The sequence below is a fragment of the Mariniphaga sp. genome, assembly GCF_041687215.1.
Taxonomy (GTDB): Bacteria; Bacteroidota; Bacteroidia; order Bacteroidales; family Prolixibacteraceae; genus Mariniphaga.
On the sequence record NZ_JAWLCI010000001.1, the window covers coordinates 74,904 to 92,212 of the forward strand.

The 17,309-nt window shown below is 43.6% G+C and carries 12 protein-coding genes; 1 reads left to right on the forward strand and 11 read right to left on the reverse strand.

What is annotated here, in order from left to right:
* Positions 1-205: 205 nt before the first annotated feature.
* Positions 206-1,186, forward strand: coding sequence for a DUF3500 domain-containing protein (locus ACESMA_RS00395; RefSeq protein ID WP_372946757.1), 981 nt, complete (start codon positions 206-208; stop codon positions 1,184-1,186).
* Between the two features lie 60 nt (positions 1,187-1,246).
* Here the strand turns inward: ACESMA_RS00395 and ACESMA_RS00400 are convergent, their stop codons facing one another.
* From ACESMA_RS00400 to ruvA, 11 genes are all read right to left on the reverse strand, one after another.
* A complete protein-coding gene (locus ACESMA_RS00400; RefSeq protein ID WP_372946758.1) occupies positions 1,247-2,317 on the reverse strand; it encodes an AMP-binding protein in 1,071 nt (356 codons plus the stop codon).
* Complete coding sequence (locus ACESMA_RS00405) at positions 2,314-3,360, reverse strand: o-succinylbenzoate synthase (RefSeq protein ID WP_372946759.1); 1,047 nt, start codon at positions 3,358-3,360, stop codon at positions 2,314-2,316. Before ACESMA_RS00405 ends, ACESMA_RS00400 begins: the two co-directional genes overlap by 4 nt.
* Positions 3,357-4,268, reverse strand: coding sequence for a 1,4-dihydroxy-2-naphthoate octaprenyltransferase (gene menA / locus ACESMA_RS00410; RefSeq protein WP_372946760.1), 912 nt, complete (start codon positions 4,266-4,268; stop codon positions 3,357-3,359). Before menA ends, ACESMA_RS00405 begins: the two co-directional genes overlap by 4 nt.
* Before the next feature lie 181 nt (positions 4,269-4,449).
* Complete coding sequence (menB, locus tag ACESMA_RS00415) at positions 4,450-5,274, reverse strand: 1,4-dihydroxy-2-naphthoyl-CoA synthase (protein WP_372946761.1); 825 nt, start codon at positions 5,272-5,274, stop codon at positions 4,450-4,452.
* 20 nt (positions 5,275-5,294) lie between these two features.
* Complete coding sequence (locus ACESMA_RS00420; RefSeq protein WP_372946762.1) at positions 5,295-5,630, reverse strand: type II toxin-antitoxin system RelE/ParE family toxin; 336 nt, start codon at positions 5,628-5,630, stop codon at positions 5,295-5,297.
* Positions 5,620-5,820: a hypothetical protein gene (locus ACESMA_RS00425; RefSeq protein WP_372946763.1), complete on the reverse strand. Its 201-nt coding sequence runs from the start codon at positions 5,818-5,820 to the stop codon at positions 5,620-5,622. Before ACESMA_RS00425 ends, ACESMA_RS00420 begins: the two co-directional genes overlap by 11 nt.
* Before the next feature lie 87 nt (positions 5,821-5,907).
* Positions 5,908-7,596, reverse strand: coding sequence for a 2-succinyl-5-enolpyruvyl-6-hydroxy-3-cyclohexene-1-carboxylic-acid synthase (gene menD / locus ACESMA_RS00430; RefSeq protein ID WP_372946764.1), 1,689 nt, complete (start codon positions 7,594-7,596; stop codon positions 5,908-5,910).
* The gene (locus ACESMA_RS00435; RefSeq protein WP_372946765.1) at positions 7,593-8,729 is read right to left on the reverse strand and encodes a chorismate-binding protein; all 1,137 of its coding nucleotides are present in this window, start codon (positions 8,727-8,729) and stop codon (positions 7,593-7,595) included. The genes menD and ACESMA_RS00435 overlap by 4 nt, the downstream gene beginning before the upstream one ends.
* Positions 8,722-9,156, reverse strand: coding sequence for a PaaI family thioesterase (locus ACESMA_RS00440; protein ID WP_372946766.1), 435 nt, complete (start codon positions 9,154-9,156; stop codon positions 8,722-8,724). Before ACESMA_RS00440 ends, ACESMA_RS00435 begins: the two co-directional genes overlap by 8 nt.
* A gap of 41 nt (positions 9,157-9,197) precedes the next feature.
* On the reverse strand, positions 9,198-16,718 hold the full coding sequence (sprA, locus tag ACESMA_RS00445; RefSeq protein WP_372946767.1) for a cell surface protein SprA: 7,521 nt from the start codon (positions 16,716-16,718) through the stop codon (positions 9,198-9,200).
* A gap of 7 nt (positions 16,719-16,725) precedes the next feature.
* Positions 16,726-17,307, reverse strand: coding sequence for a Holliday junction branch migration protein RuvA (ruvA, locus tag ACESMA_RS00450; protein ID WP_372946768.1), 582 nt, complete (start codon positions 17,305-17,307; stop codon positions 16,726-16,728).
* Positions 17,308-17,309 lie beyond the last annotated feature (2 nt).

Sequence of the window (17,309 nt, forward strand, 5' to 3'; positions counted from 1 at the left end):
ACCTTGCCTCAACTCTTGTGTTTTAATCTTTTACAAGAGAACAAAAAACAAAATAATGAAAAGCTTCGGGCAGAACCGGAATAAAAGATGGAGGTTCCGCAAAAAGACAACAATCTTTCTGGCGGTCATCCTTTTGTTTTTTCTGACAGGCTTCGTCAAAAATTATAACCCGGATCAGACCCTCAAAAATAAACAACATAAAAATATGCAGTCGGACATATCTGCCGAACAGAAAATGAAAAACTCCAAAGCAATAAAATTCCTAAATTCATTAAACAGTGCGCAGCGGAAAAAAACACTTTATGAGTTTGAGGATGCATCCAAAACGAAATGGCACTATTTGCCGGGAGCTACCTGGTCGAGGGCGGGAATCCAGATTCACGAGCTAAATGAAACGCAAAAGGAACTGCTTTTTTCGCTATTGCAGAATTTTCTGAGTGAAGCCGGCTATTCGAAAACGAAACGGATAATTGAACTGGAGGAGGTGCTTGTTCAATTGGGTGGAAGCTCTTTTGTGCGGGATCCGGAAAAATATTTCGCGGCATTTTACGGAAATCCGGAACGCGACAGTTTGTGGGCCTGGTCATTTGAAGGGCATCATATTTCGCTGAATTTTACCGTTCTGAACAATCAAATTTCAATGGCGCCCATTTTTTTTGGGGCAAACCCGGCCATTATCCCAATAGGAAAAAGAAAAGGGGAACGTACCCTCGACAAGGAAGAAGATTACGGGTTGGATTTGATCAACTCCATGTCGGCCAGTCAAAAACAGAAGGCCATATTTCGCAAAAACGCTTTTTTCGACATTACCACCACTAATGCACCGGAGGTGAACCCGCCGGAGCCGGCCGGCATCGAAATGAAAGATTTGGACCCTGCACAGCAAAACATCCTCATAAACCTGATAAACGAATACCTGTCGGCCATGCCGTCCGAGCTGGCATTGAAGCGAATGGAAAACCTGAAGAAAGAAGAGTTCGATGAAATACGTTTCGGATGGGCCGGCGCCACAAAATTGGGAGAACCTCACTATTACCGAATTCAGGGAAAGACATTTCTGGTGGAATTCGACAATACACAAAACAATGCCAATCATATTCATACGGTTTGGAGGGATTTTGACGACGATTTTGGCAGGGACTTAATCCGGGAACACTACCGGACATCGGAGCATCATTCCAGGTAGTAGTCAATGCTTAAACGTTTTGAAATTGAGTTGGTGGCTTAAAGTCCACCTGCTCAATATTTATAACAAAACAACTTCTGCCACCCCTTTTCTGTTGAATTTACCATTGGCCGTGCGTGGGAGTTGCCGGAGAAACCGGATTTGCCGGGGTTGCTCATACTTGTTCAATTCACTCCGGCAAATTTTCATCAGGCGTTTTATTTCCAAATCAGATTTTTTCCCTTCCACCACCAAAACCAACTGTTCGCCAAGCGGTTCATGACGGAGTGAGGAAATTAGAAAGGGTGTCGAAATAAACGACTCAAGCTTCTTTTCAATTTGCTCGGGCGAAAATTTAATTCCGCCCGAAATAATTACATTGTCGCTGCGGCCCAGAATACGAAAAGTTTTGTCATCTTTTAGTTCCGCTAAATCGGTTGTTTGAAGCGGTTGGCTTTCCAATCCCGGTATATAAATTTGAAGGCAACCATTATCAGACAAACTTACACTGATGTTTTCCAGGCAGCGATACCAGCCGACTGCCCCATGACCATTCATTTTTCGAAGGGCAATGTGGGTGGCGGTTTCCGTCATTCCGTAGCTGGAATAACAGTCGGTTTTCAGGTTTTGAAGTTGTTTTTCCAGCGAATAAGTAATGGCTGAGCCGCCAATCAGCAATTTTTCAATATTACCCAGCCATTTTCCCAGAATGGCTTCTGCTTTCAAAATTTTAGCCACCTGGTTAGGAACCATTGCCGCAAACCGAAATTTTTCTGTTTGCAGATAGGAAAAATCACTGGAAGGTTCTATTAAACGAAGGTCAAGTTCGCCCAGCATTGCACGGACTACCATCAGTTTTCCGGCAATATATTTTAGCGGAAGGCAATGCAACACCCGGTCGTCTTTTTTCAATTGAAAAAAATGAATGGTTCGCTGCGCACTTGTTGCAACAAACTCCTTTTTTAAACGGATGGTTTTGGGCGTACCGGTGCTCCCCGAGGTTTTAACTTCCACAAAATCTTCCGGTGCATACCACTCTTTCAGAAAACCGGCCAGTTCTTTTTCATGAATTGGTTTATTCGGTTTTTGAATGAATTCCTCAACCAAAACCTTTGCTCCAAACAATTTGATATATTTCGGAAAAAGATTCATGGCGAAAAGAAATTTTTGGGGATTTCAAAATGCTTTTCCGAATTGAACCACAGATTTTCCCCCCGGATTTCGAGCGGAGAAGGGATATTGTTGGCAAACAAACTTCCTGTTCCCAGCCCCTGGTAACCTATTGCATTTTTATGGAAAGTCCACTGGGCAATGACATTCAGCCCGATATTCGATTCCAGGTACGAAGTAACCCACCACCCGATTGAACGTTTTTCAGCCATTTTAATCCAGTCACTGCAACCCGAAAAACCGCCATGCAGACTGGGTTTCAAAACGAGGAACTGCGGCTGAATGGCATCAAGCAATTTTTCTTTATCTTTTTTGGAATGAATGCCAATCAGTTCTTCATCGAGTGCTACAGGAACCGGGGAGTTTTTACAAATTTCGGCCATCTTTTTCCACTGTCCGGCAGCTATGGGTTGTTCGATCGAATGAAGGTCGAACTTTTCCAGCTTTAGAAGTTTTTCAATGACTTTATCAGGGCTGAAAGCGCCGTTGGCATCCACCCGTAGAGTAATTTGACTTGAATCATAATTTTCACGGATGCTTTTCAGAATTTGAAGTTCCTTGTCAAAATCAAGGCTGCCAATTTTCAATTTGATGCACCGGAAACCCGCTTCCAGTTTTTCGCTAATTTGCTCCAACATAAAATCAATTTCGCCCATCCAAATAAGCCCGTTGATGGGGATTCCCTGTTTTCCTTCAGTAAAAACAGAAGGGAATAAAATCTGGCGGCCTCCATTTTGCAAATCCAGCAAAGCGGTTTCAAGTGCAAAATGTACCGATGAAAAATATTGCGTTTCATCCGGATTTTCAACAAAATAAGACGGATTGGCGCAAATTTCATTTAGGAGTGTTTCCGCTTCTTCGCGTGTTTCGCTGCTGAGACCGGGCAGTGGGGCACATTCACCAATACCGGTTTTGCCGTTTTCTTCCAAAACTAAGTACCAAACCGTTCGCATTTGGATTTCTCCACGCGATGTTTTTGACGGACGTTTAAACTTGAGTTCGTATTTTTTGAAATGTGCTTTCACCGGGCTGAAATTATAAATCCGAAACAAAAAAGCAAAGTGAAAGCAAGGGTAGAAAGTGCCAGCCGTTTCAGAAACGGGTCGAGTTCTTTTTCATTCTGAATACGAAAAATTTTCCACAAATCGAGCATAAAAACCGGAAGCACGACCAAAAACAACAACTGCCTTAACGAATGAAAGTGTTTTAATGTAAAAACAAGAGCAAAAATCCATCCGCCCAAAATCATCAACAAATGGTAAAAACGGGCATTTCGTGCGCCAATCCGAACCGGGATGGTAATTTTCCCGGAGTTGCGGTCGTTTTGGATGTCACGCATGTTGTTCAGGTTTAAAACACCTGTGCTGAAAAGTCCGATGGTTATGGCAGGCAGAAAAATATCAGCGGGCAGAAATCCGGTATTCAGGAAAAAAACTCCCGGCACAGGCAGTAACCCAAAAAACAGAAAAACGAACAAATCGCCAAGCCCGATGTAACCGTACGATTTTTTCCCTGCAGTGTAAAAATAGGCGGCAATCAAAGACAAAATTCCAAATCCAATGAATGTAAAAAAGGCAATTTTTGAAATGTGCCAGGTCCCGAGATAAACCAGCAGAATTCCGGTTAGGAAACTGAGCGCGCCAACTACAATCATCCCTGTTTCCATCTCTCTATGGCTGATTTCGCCACTCTGCACCGTGCGGACAGGGCCGAGCCGAAATTGGTTGTCGGTGCCTTTTTGACTGTCGCCATAATCGTTTGCAAAGTTGGAAAAAACCTGGATGAGCGTGGCGGTAACAATGGCCAGCAGACTCACGGTTACGTCAATGGCACCGTAAAACCACGCCAATCCGCACCCCGTAAAAATGCCCGAAAGCGCCAGGGGAAGCGTTCTCGGCCGGGCTGCATTTATCCAGGATTTGAGTGTTGCCATAAAGTTTAACTAACAAAATTGTAAGTTACATTTTTGTTACAAAAATAGCTAACCAAATTGTAACTTACCTTTTGGTAACATTTAAAATGAATAGCTGCCTGCATGCCTTTTAAAATCTCCCTCTGATTGCGCTGATTTTCGCAGAATTGTATAAAATCTGCGGGAAAAAAATATTTTCGGTTTACGGAAACTTAGGATACTTCTGAAAATCGGGTTTGCGTTTTTCGAGGAACGCATGTTTTCCTTCCTGCGCCTCTTCGGTGAGGTAGTAGAGAAGTGTGGCGTTTCCGGCAAACTCCTGGATTCCCACCTGGCCATCAAGCTCGGCATTCAGTCCAAGTTTTAACATGCGCAATGCCAGCGGACTGTGTTCCTGCATTTTTTGTGCCCAGGCCACCACTTCATCTTCCAGTTGGTCGAGCGGAACCACTTTGTTTACCAGTCCCATTTCCAGCGCCTCGGCAGCCGAATACAGGCGGCACATGAACCAGATTTCGCGGGCTTTTTTTTGTCCCACAATACTGGCCAGATACGACGAACCGAGCCCGGCATCGAAACTGCCCACTTTGGGGCCGGTTTGCCCGAAGATGGCATTTTCGCTGGCGATGCTGATGTCGCAAACCACGTGCAGCACATGCCCACCACCGATGGCGTAACCATTCACCATGGCAATTACCGGTTTGGGCATACTGCGAATCTGACGTTGTACTTCGAGAATGTTCAGGCGCGGAATGCCGTCTTTATCGATGTAGCCGCCATGCCCTTTTACGTTTTGGTCGCCACCCGAACAGAACGCTTTGTCGCCTGTACCGGTGAGCACGACTACATTAATGCGCTGGTCTTCGCGACATATACGCAAAGCATCGCTTATTTCATTCACCGTGGTTGGCCGGAATGCATTCCGGTAACGTTCGCGATTGATGGTAATTTTCCCGATTCCATCGAAATAGTCAAAAAGAATGTCTTCGTATTCTTTTATGGTTTCCCAGTTGCGTTTTGTATTCATGATTGAAACTTTAAATCAATTTATATACTCAATCCTGCACTTTTAAGCAGCTCCAATATTTGTTCTTTTGTAATATTTTCAAGTTGACTTTTATCGTAGATATAAACCAGATAGATTTCTTTATGTTCGGTAACCAGATAAGTTATTATTCGCGCCCCACCCGACTTTCCTTTTCTTTTTGAAGTAACTGCCAACCGGATTTTAAAAATGTTAGAACCCATGGGGATTCCAAAATCTGGTTTTTCTTTTAGTGTTTGAATCAAATCATTCAAATCACTTTTCAAAGAGGGATGTTTTTTATATAGTTTTTTGAAAAGCTTTTTAAAGTATGGGGTTGGATAAACATTATAACTCATCTAAAAAATCTTCAACCGTTTGTTTTTCAATTTTGCCTTCCTGCATTAGTTTCACCTGATTAAGACTTTTATGAAATTCATTCAAAGCTTTTTTTTCTGCTTGCGGGATTTCGACATAATCCAGCGTTTTAATAAAATCCAAAAAGGCTTGAAATTTACTTTCTTTGATATTTAATGTAAGTTGCTTCATAATTTTCCTTTTTATAAGATATTTTTGGCTGAAATGTTTCACAAACTTAATTAAAAATTGATAATCAGATTCCTGCCGCTTATCTTTTCAATTGGAAATCTTTACCTTCTTAAATAACTCCCGAAACATTTTTGTGTTTACATCCGCATCAGTAAAAACTTCAAGAACAACCGCTTTTTTTTGCCCCTGTGCATGAAACTTCTGCAGCGTAACTTCCAGCTCTGATTCATTTTCAGCTTTTAAATAATTCAGACCGAAAGTTTTGGCTATTCCTTTGGCGCTGGTTTTATTTTCAGTAAAGAAAAATTCATTGAATGCCGGCGATTCACTTGGGCCTTTTATCATGCTGAAAATATTACCGCCACCGTTGTGGATGACAATGATGCGCAGATTACTTCCGATGTATTTATTCCAGAGCGCATTGGAATCATAGAAGAACGACAGGTCGCCCAAAATAATGGTGTTTAATTTTTCCGATTCGGAAGCAAAACCCACTGCGGTTGAAAGTGAGCCATCGATGCCGCTGGTGCCGCGGTTTCCAACGTATTCCACGTTTTTGGCTGCATCGCAAATAAGTGCATAACGCACCGGTGAACTGTTTCCCAGATGAACCACCGAATTTTGGGGAATTTTCTTTTGAATGATATCAAAAACCTTCAAGTCACTGAAATCAACCTGCGAAATAAATTCTTCGCGAACCTGGTTCACTTGCTGCTCTTTTGCTTTCCAACGATTGAACCAGGCGTTTTCTTTTGAATTTACCAGTTCCGAAAGCTGAGCAAAAAAACCGGCACCATCCATATTTATAACCCTTGTGAGCGACTGGTATGTGTCGTAATGCTGACCCGACAAACTCAGATGCCAGTGATTTTCCGGTTTGTTTTTCCGCAGAAATTGTTTGAGTGGTTTGGAAACAAAGGAACCACCGAATGTAATGAGCAAATCAGGCCCGAAATCTTCCGGGTTTTCCGAAAGCAGGGAAGTCATCAGAATGTCCACACTCCCCATAAACTGCGAAGAGTTCAGGTTGGCCAGGTGTTCTTTTAAAATCACAGCGCCGGTTTTTTCAGAAAACTCAGCCAGCATTTTTTCCAGTTGCGGATTGGTATTTTGCTGGCCCGCCAAAATCAATACTTTTTCAGCTTGATTAAAAACAACTGCCAGTTTTTGCAGTTCCTTTTCCGGTAACAACGATTGTACTTCTGTGAATTCGATAATTTTTGCCGGTGGCAACTCTTTATCCAGCAGGTCGTGCAAAGGTTCTTCCATTGGAATGTTAATGTGAACCGGGCCGGTAGTTTTTAAAACTGCCGCATTCAAAGTTTCATTTATGATTCGGCCGGCAAACCAAAGTTCCTTTTCCGACTCGCCCATAGGCAGAGTGATTTCCTTTTTGCTAAAATCGCGGTAAATGTTGTTTTGGCGAATGGTCTGGTTTTCGCCCTGATCAATCCAGTAGCCGGGACGGTCGGCGGTGAGCACCACCAGCGGAATGTTTTGGTAAAAAGCCTCGGCCACAGCAGGTGCTAAATTCAGTGTGGCCGTACCCGAGCTGCAAACCAGCGCCACTGGTTTTTGTTTGGCTTGTGCCAGTCCGAGGGCAAAATAGCCGGCACTACGCTCGTCCACTATGCTGCGGCAATTGAATTTTCCACTGCCTGCGAATGTGTGCACCAGCGGACCACTCCGTGACCCGGGCGAAATAACAATGTCGCTTATTCCTTTGGCCAGCAAAATGGCCGCCAGTTGCTGAATATGTTTTTTGTTTGAAATCATCGGTTTTGTACTGTTTCAATGGCCGACAACAGCGTGGTGGCTTTTTTATTGGTTTCCTCCCATTCGTCCTCCGGCACCGAACGGGCTGTAATTCCGCCACCGGAATACAAAATATACTGTTGCGGCAAAATTTCCATACAACGCAAATTTACGAATAATCCCAGATCACCGTTCAGGCGCCAAGGGCCGAGATAACCTGAGTAGTAACGGCGGTCGTGTTTTTCAATTTTGGGAATGAATTTCGCAGCTTTCGATTTGGGATAACCGCAAACAGCCGGAGTTGGATGCAATTCGGCAAGAAAATCACCGAGGTTGGCTTCCATCTTTTTTGCCGCAAAACGGAAACTGGTGGCCAGGTGCGCCACTTTTCCGCTTTCCAGTGTTTCGGGACCTTGCGTGGTGTAAGGATGGATGTTAAATTTGTAAAACACGTCCAGCAGATAGCGCGACACAAAAGCCTGCTCTTCTATTTCCTTGGTGTGCCAACTGTAATCGCTGTCATCGCGCCGCGACTGCGTTCCTGCCAACGACACTGTTTCCAGAGTTTTGCCTTCTGAACGCAATAAAACTTCGGGTGTGGCGCCCATCCACAAACCGGCTTTTACCAAATCACTTCCGTTTGCCGGAAGATTTACCAGGTAAACAAAAGCATTTGGAGTTTGCTGAAACAATTGCAGGTAAACTTCTCCAATCGACTCGAATTTTCGGGTAAAAGGAATTAACCTGGATATGATTACTTTGGCCAGTTTTGTGTTTTTTATTTCGCTTATGGTATTATCAATATCCTTTAAATATTCATTGTGGGAAATGATAAAAGGTGCAGCAGATTGAACTTCTGTAACTTGCTTCTCCGGGATATTTTTACAATCTATTTTTAAAATCTCGTTTATACCTTTTTTATATGTACCTGGTTTTAGAATGACCAACGGGGCAATTTTATTTATCTGATAAGGTGCAAAAACAAAACCTTCCTGTCCGTTAAGTTTGTTGAAATGAGCGGGGTAAACAATTTTTTCCTTGTCGGCCACAAGAATTTCAGGGGTGTTGCTACCAGGCATGGACCACAAGGCAAACGGGTAATTTTTTGCTATGAGTTTGTCTATAAACAGGGTAAATTCTTTTGTATCAGTCATTCCTTTTTACAATCATGTTTGTAACGCGAACGGTTGAAATCAGCCGGCCTTCTTCGTTTTTTACATCAACATTCCAAATGTGGGTCTTGTTTCCCTGGTGAATAATTTTTGCTTCGGCCAGCGCTTTCCCTTGCATCAAAACTCCAGTGTGGTTTCCTGAAACCTGCGTTCCCAACACATCAAATTCTTTTAAATTAACCAGCAACATACTGCCCAATCCGGCCAGCGTTTCGGCCATGGCCAGGTTGGCTCCACCATGCAAAATGCCGTCGGGACGACTGTTTTTTTCCGAAAGAAGCAAAAACCCTTCAACCACTCCATCACCTGTTAACGTAACTTCAATACCAAGGTTTCCAATCAGGCTTTCCTTCATTCCCTGGTTAATAATCTGAAGTGGAGTATTTAAATCCAGTAAACTTAAATCCATAACGGTTCGTAAAAAATGAACCCAAAATTAAGATTTCCTTTTTACTGTGCCAAAGTAAACCGGAAACTTACACCAAGATTGGTATTTGAAGTGGGAAATGAAAGCTGGGTAAACGGATTATTCAACACTTTATCGAAAAATATCCGCAACTGGAACCGGTCGCTGAGCATATAATCGGCAGTGGTTTTAATGGTGAATGCACTTTGGCCGGCAGTAATCTGGTCGTCGTTTTCCACAATCTTACGCAAAACGGTTTTGTTTTTCCTGTAAGAAATATCAGCCCGCAGATTCAGGTCGTTTGAATAGGCCTGTTGCGAATTTTTTGTTTTAATGATAAGGTCCATTTGCGTAAAACGATAACCCATCCCAACAGTATATTCGTCGCTGAGAATTTCAGATAACTGATTGTTGGCAAATGAAAGGGTGAGGTTTCTTGACCGTTTTATTTCTCCCCGGGTAGTGAGATCGTTATGCCACATGATATCCATGTTAATCAGCGGACTGAACGTTTCGGTAATACTCACCGAATTAAAATCGTAAGGTGTAATGAAGTTATTGGCAATATCGCGTACATAGCTGAATCCGTCGGCTTGCTCTTCGTAGTTCAGGTTGGTAATAAACGATCCCACATTGTAGCTCGAACGGTAGGCATGTGTAAAATTAAGCGACTGCATAATACGGTTCAGGCCGGGAATTTTTGAAACCATTCCTTCATACTGAATTCTCCAGTTGGGGCGAATAAACCGTATTGACGGGAAAAGGCCAAGCGAAACAGTGTGTGGATCTTTATTCTGAAAAGCAGCTAAAAATGCCGGAACCATTACTTCAACCGAGTTGGGGCCATAGCCGTCGGGAAACCCCGGATACTCGGGGTGAGGCGCGGTTGGATCATATCCAAACCCGTTGTTGGGGTTGCGCCGGGATGCCAGCCGGTTTGCTATAATTTCACGGTATTCCTTAAAGTTTTCAAACGCTTCACTCTGGTGCACCTCTTCTTTTCCCATGGCAAAAAAGGCAGTTCCCCAAGTTAAAGTTGACATACTGAAGTTACCGGTTTCGGAAAAACTGTTGGCCCTGAATTCGTCTGATGCGGGATTATAATTATAAAATTCGCTTATATTTTTTGAGAATGAACGATCGGCAGTAACATCGATTCGTAAATCGGGGAGCGGCTCAATGGTAGTTCGCAGGCTGAACCTTTCGTTTTTGGTAAAAAGGTAAGGCATATTCAAGGTTGAATCGGTTGTTACCCAACCATTTTCTGCAGCCCGGCGTGCAAAGGTATAATCCTGCCAACCGGCAAGGAACGGAAATCCCGGCGCAAAACTGCCTGGCAGATTTCTTCCGAACATTTCGTTCTCAGGATAATACGCACCTGCGCCAAACAGCCGTGGTTCGGGCAGGTAACCCGGCAAAACGGTACCCCCATTAATGCTGTAATTCAGCGAAATGGTACGCACTCCAATCAACATTCGGGTGGTAACGTCAATAATATCTTTCAAAAGGGTTTGATCTCCGGGAACACCTCTAACTGCAACAGCAACTTGTCCGCTATCGGCCAAAGCGGTAAATTCCACAGTGTTGGCGTCAACAATATTTGTTCTGCCTCTGACTACCTCGCCATCTTCTTTTGTAGCTGTTACACGCACTTTTCGTGTATTTAATTTGTGAACAATGGTTTGGGGTTGGTTTGGCTTCAAATTTATACTCCCGTTATAAGTTTGTTCAACCTTTCGTTCTGGTTGCTGTTGTTGCTGCTGTTGAGTCCGGCCTCCACTTGACTGCCTGTTCATACTGTAGCGGCTGCCCCCTGTTCTTCTGAATTTCTGGTTCAATTCCTGAAAATAAGGCACTTTGTTGTACAAACTTTGCAAATTCACATTTCCGGTTAATTGAATATTCCGCGAGTTCTGCACCCGGTTTCCTAACCTGATGGTGTCGGCAGTAATTGGCCCGGCCTGCCAGTCGTAAGTTCCCTGGTACCTCACTGTTGATGAAATAAAATTCAGCATTTGAATGCGGCTTATTGGCAGTGTGTAAGAAATATTCACATTATGATTGTACAGAGTTGGCCTTCCCAAATTCCATAAATTAGTGAGGATGGAATCCCTAAGCATCTGGTATTCATCCATATCACGATTAATTCTCCCTTGCGGTTCATCGATGCGCGAAGTTGCCCTGGAAGAAAAATCGAACTTAATGGAACGGGTTAAATCGTAACGCAAATCGAAAAACCGGTTCCAAAGAAAATCTTTTTCGTAAGTTGCCGGGAGCACAAACTGAGGGTTGGTAATATTTCGGGTTTGAATTTCGTGGTAACGCCGCGAAAGGTCAGTTCGATAAGAAATCTGTGTAGGCAACGGATAAAAATTAAAATCGCCAATTAGTTTCAGTGGCCCTTTTTGCAGTAAGTTCACCTTGCTAAAAGGCTCAACTAGCGTTGGCCTGGCGCTGTAATTATAAGAGAACATCCCCCGGTAAGTTTTATCGAGGTTGTATTCCGTATTTACATTTCGTCTGAAAATTTCGTTGTAGGAATAGGAAACCGAAAAATTCTCCGGATCATAAATTCGTGCTTTGTTTTGCTCACGCTGCGGTTCAACCCTCACGTTGGTAAAGTTTAAGCTTTTTCGTTCCACCAGGTCTTGCGAAATGTGTTTAATGGAATCCCTGACTTGTTGCGTTTCAGCCCGTTCCAAAGATTTGTCTAATTCTATATCAGGATCGAGCGGATTGTACTGCGGATTTCTCACACTGCGTGAATACCCGTAATACATGGGAAGCCGAACTCCGGCTTTTTCGGGGAAAAAACGACCCAAATCGATGGAGGTAGCCACATCAATTTCGTTCAAATCCTCCAGTGCACGGCTGTTAATATTCTGGCTGATGCTTCCAAATCCGGCAGAACGGGTGCGTCCGGCTACGGTAACACTTCCCAAATCGGCCAGGCGTGCAGTGGCCCGGGCATTTGCAGCCCAACCGCCGCTTTCATCAAAGTCGGAAAGCCGCATTTCGTTTACCCAAACTTCCACAGCCTTGGGCCCGGTATTCAACTGGCCTTTTTTATGGCGAATACCCATCATAACCACCTGTACATTACCCAGGTTAGGGCTACCTTTAATCCGAATTCTGTTTTTATCCTTATTCCAGCCGCGGTGAACTCCTTCATAAATATCCTGAATACCAATGGTAGAACCAGCCATACGAATATCTGCATTCCGGTCGAGTTTAAGGTTGGTGAAAATTTCAAGCGGAATGTCCAGTCTGTTTTCATCGGGCCAAACGATGTAACGGTCAGCTTCAATTTCGCCGTTATAGCGGCCTGCCGGTGTTAGTTTCAGCGGAATTTCGTATTCGTAATAGTTAAAATTGTAATCGGAACCCAGTCTGACGAAAAAGTGCAATTCGTCATCATTCAGCGGATAATCGGGCATTTCTTCAGCATGAACTTCCAGTTTCAACCGTTTGTATCTTCTGAAATCCATATACATAGGTTTGTAAGCCGCGCGGGCATCTCCCTGTTCCAGTTCGGTTACTTTCAGCACCATCGACTGTTCATTCAATTGCCTCATTTGAGGATTTTGAGGATCTATTACGCGGTCGATTCCCGGCGGAAGAATATAATTCACCGGCTCGCGGCTACCGTTTTCTTCAATGTTAACTGCTGAAACATCGAAGTTTGCATTGGGAGAGATAACCTCCGGATCGCCGATGTGACGCGAATAGCGTCGCCAGTCGGCACGAACCAAATCAAGGGTGGCAAAACGTAAAATAACCGGATCTTCAAATCCGCGTAAATACATACGTAAAAACCGGATGGATTTAAAATCGCGAATATTTCCAAAAACCTGGTCGGGATCGCGCACCGGAATTTTAAACTGGTACCATTTTACTTCACCAATTTGCCCGTTTTTTAACTGCACTCGGCTCTCTTTTACATCGGTAATGTAATTGCTGCCCAACTGCATATCCTGCTTGCGGATATTTACTTTGTACTGGTAATACCGTTCATTTTCGTTTAACGTGTTGTCGTTGTTAATGTCTTCCATATCGGGAATGGAAGAGGCTGCCGTCGGATACGACTCGGGTGACATTTCGGTTGTAGGAGAGTTGCCATCGGGTCCGTTAAAGTTTTTATACCTTTCCAGAATTCCAACTTCATCTGCATCGTAATCGGACCCCCGGTAATAATGGAAGTTATCTGAAGAAGGGTCGTTTAAATATTTTTCAAAAACATCGTCGTACACCAAATCGCGCAATTGGTTCAGGTATTCTTCAAAAAATAATTGCTCATCTTCGTCAGCCAAACCATCCAAACCAATATCCTGAAAACGACGCGATTCCGGATCATTTACAAAAGCATTTACCAACGACTGAAGGGTTGAAACACGCCCCCAGGAAGTAGTATCAGTATTGGCAACCAGTTCAGAGGTGGGTAAACCCTGTTCAAACGATTTTCTTCCGTCTTTTAAAATATCTTCAGAAATTTCACCCAGGTTAAAATAAAGATCTCCACCATCATGCATTCCCAATGTATCATAAACAAACGGGTCCATCATCCAGAATTCAATAAATTCGATATTGGAAGTTTCAAAGTCGCTGGTTTGAATTTCACGCATAATACCTCCCCAGCGGGTTTCCGGCGCTGCCAGTGAACCATCAGGGTTTACACCGGCTGAATAATTTGAAGGATAAGTATCGAAGTTATACGGACCACGTTCTTCGGGATAATAAGCCAAATCGAAAACCGGGATGTTGGTAGGCTGCCCGACTGGCGACTCTTTGGCCGGAAAAATTTCTTTTTCGAAAACCTCCCGTACAAAATGGTTGGATTGCTGGTCCGGATCGTTTTCGATATGATTGGGCGTGAGGCTGTTGTTGCGCAAAAAGAGCGGATCGATAATATAAAATGCCAGTTTTGCACGGTTATAACCATATTCAATCTGGTTGGTCAGGTTGCCTTCCGGAAACAAATCGTTTTGCAACTGCGGAGTACTTGCAAGGCTCCATGTCTGTCTGGCTTTCAGGTCGATGGTGGTTTTTGTTCCTTCAAAATCGTCAATGTAAGCATTTCCGCTTTTTTCAATTACCCTGGAGTGACCGGGAATAAGTTTGGCGATTTCAGCTTCCACATCGATGGTTGACGGTGTGTTGGTACTGTAAAACGGCAGAGCATCCACTGCTTTGGTCAAAAACATACTCTGGGTAGAATAGCGTGCATCCATACCAACCATAAGGTTGGAAATAGGATCTTCACCGTAATCAACCTTTTGGGTAAGTGGCCGCTCCTGCATAAACAGAGCGGTAGCACCAATGTTAAAATTATCGGAAAAAGCATAGTTTGCATGTGTTCCCAACAAAGTTTTCCGTTGCATAGTAAACATGTCTTCACTTTCAGTAGAAACCTGAATTGGCGTTCCGGCTTCCAGCAAAGCCTGATTAATAATTCTAACCCGCCCCAGTGTGTAATCCACGGTGTAATCCACATTCTCCATCAACTCGCGACCGCCGGCAGTTACTTTAACCGAACCTTGTGCCAGGTTAAGCGAACCAATGGCAATATCGGAACCCGAAGCGCCTTTATAACTCCCAACCAGTCTGAACTTATTGCGCTCGGCATCCTGCTCGGCATAAACCTGTGTGGAATCGTATAACGACTGGAATGTATATTTTTCAATAAGCGTTTGATCCTGAATGGAATCGGCCAGGTGGCTTCCAAAAGGTTCCACAACCGGGAAAATAATTCTTCCACGGTTCGAGTTTACAGTAATTCCTTCAATGTAATCGAAAACACCATCTTTATAAGGGTCGAGCTGTTTGTTCAGCTTGTCGAGATTCATCACCTCAAGCAAAATGTGCCCGTTCAATCTTCCTTCCGGAAGGTAATTGATGTATGTTCCGGTTGAATCGTTCTGATAAACAATATTCAGGATAAAATCTTCACGGGTAAGCTGGTAGGCATCGAGGTTGTAAATGTTTTTCATCATCAAATCCCAGGTTGGCAGGCTGGGTGACAGATTGGTTCCCTTTATAAGTTTCAAAATGAGCGTTTGAGGAGCGCTGACTCCATCGGTTGAAAATTCACCTACCTGAAAAACTTTCCCATTAGAGGTGTAACTGAAAGCAACGGCCAGAATTTCATCTGAATTAAGAGATGTATTCAGTGAAACATATCCAAGTCGCTCGTTCACCGTGTATTCCGAAGGAGAAAGTTTTCGTGCCTGTTCAATTTTCTCATAATCCTGTCCGCCCATAAAATCGGAGCCAAACTGCGCCATAACTGAGGTAATGTTTTGTGTACTTCTAATGTCACTGTATGTGTTAACCATCTCGTAATACAGTCCGTTGGCATCGTTGTGCGGAAAAATATTTTCAGGATAAGGGTTGCCTGTAGTTTCCTGAAACTGAGTTAAATTATTGTAGATATGCGGATTGTGCTCACCAAGGTCTTGAAATGCAATGATGTTTCGCGACTCCTCAAAATTGTTGGATTTGTTGGTTACCCAGATTTCAATTTTATTGATACTTATTGGAGTTAATGGTACGGCGGTATTTTGCAACCATTTATCGTAATTATCCCTGAAATATTGCGACAGAAAAAAGTGCCGGTTGGCATCGTAATCGGCAGCCGAAATTTCGTAGTTGGTAATTTGTGCACCTCCTTCGGTTTCAACGGTTTGGGTTTCGCCTTTGTGCTGCGAAAACAGGGTGGTAAGCGTTAATTTACCAAATTGCATTTCAGCTTTTACCCCAAAAAGATTGGATGCACCCGTTATTAGGGAACCGTTTAACGGAAGCGAAACGTTTCCGGCTTCAATCCGTTTAATAATTTCATCCTCATCGCCAGTGTATTCCAGGTTCATTTTGTTTTCGTAATCGAACGTGGCTTCGGTGTTGTAATTCACCCGCATATTCATTTTTGTGCCAATCTGGCCCATCACGTTCATTTGAATTTTTTGATCGAAATCAAACGTTGGAACTCTGCGCAATCGTTCAGGAATTGCCGGGTTTTCGGTTGTATTTACCTGGTAACCAAAACTTACTTCAACATAACCCTGTGGCTGAATATTTACCACGTTTCCGCCAAAAACCCGGTTGAATGCCTCGCCTCCAATGGTGAGTTGCGGAATGAGCGATCCCCGTTGATCCATCTCATGAATACGGCTGCGCTGCCGCCAGTAATCCCGAACCGATTTTTCGAAGTCGTAGTCGATATAATCATCGAGCGACATGGCTTGCGGCAACCGGTAATTAAGGCTTCCAATTTTTTCGTAAAAAATATACTGGCCCGTTTCAGGGTCGTATTCAATTTCGAAGTTTATGTTGCTGGGTTTATTCAAAAATAATTTTGTGGAATCCTGAGAAGGAATTCCAAAAGCTGGCTGATCTTTAAATGGATACGGAAGTGGCCCGGTGGTGTCCAATACTATTGTATCCTGAGGTTGGCTAAAAGTGTTTAATTCCACAACCGGATTAGCCGCAATATCGTTCGCGGCGAGCGCAAGCAGGGATGCAAGCAGGCAAAATAAGTTTAATTTAAGTAAAAAGCGGGCCAATCTCATTCCTGTTTTATAACCTTTTTAATGCTGTTTTTATCACACGCTCCACGGTCGCTTCAGGATCTTCTTGTATTATTTTGGACACTGCCTTGTCTGCATCCTTTTTGGCGAACCCCAGCATGACTAATGCTGATAACGCTTCATTTCGCAGAGTATTGTCTGGTGAAATTAAAATTTGACCGCTTTCAGGCATTTTGCCCAGCTTGTCTTTCAGGTCGATAATAATTCGCTGGGCTGTTTTGGCACCAATTCCTTTAACCGCTTTCAGCACATCAACATTGCCGGTGGTTACAGCAGCAGCTATTTCATCCGGGTTCAGCGATGAAAGCATCATAATGGCTGTACTGGCCCCCACCCCGCTCACAGAAATGAGGTTACGAAACAGATCGCGTTCCCGCCTTTCAGCAAAACCATATAAAACATGGGCATCTTCGCGCACTACCTGATGAATCAGCAGATTCGTTTCCTGTTTACCGCTAACCTTACTGTAAGTATTCAGCGAAATATTTATGAAATAACCGATTCCGCCTGCATCCACCACAACACTTGCCGGATTCAGATCGGCAACTGCTCCCCGGATAAATTCATACATGA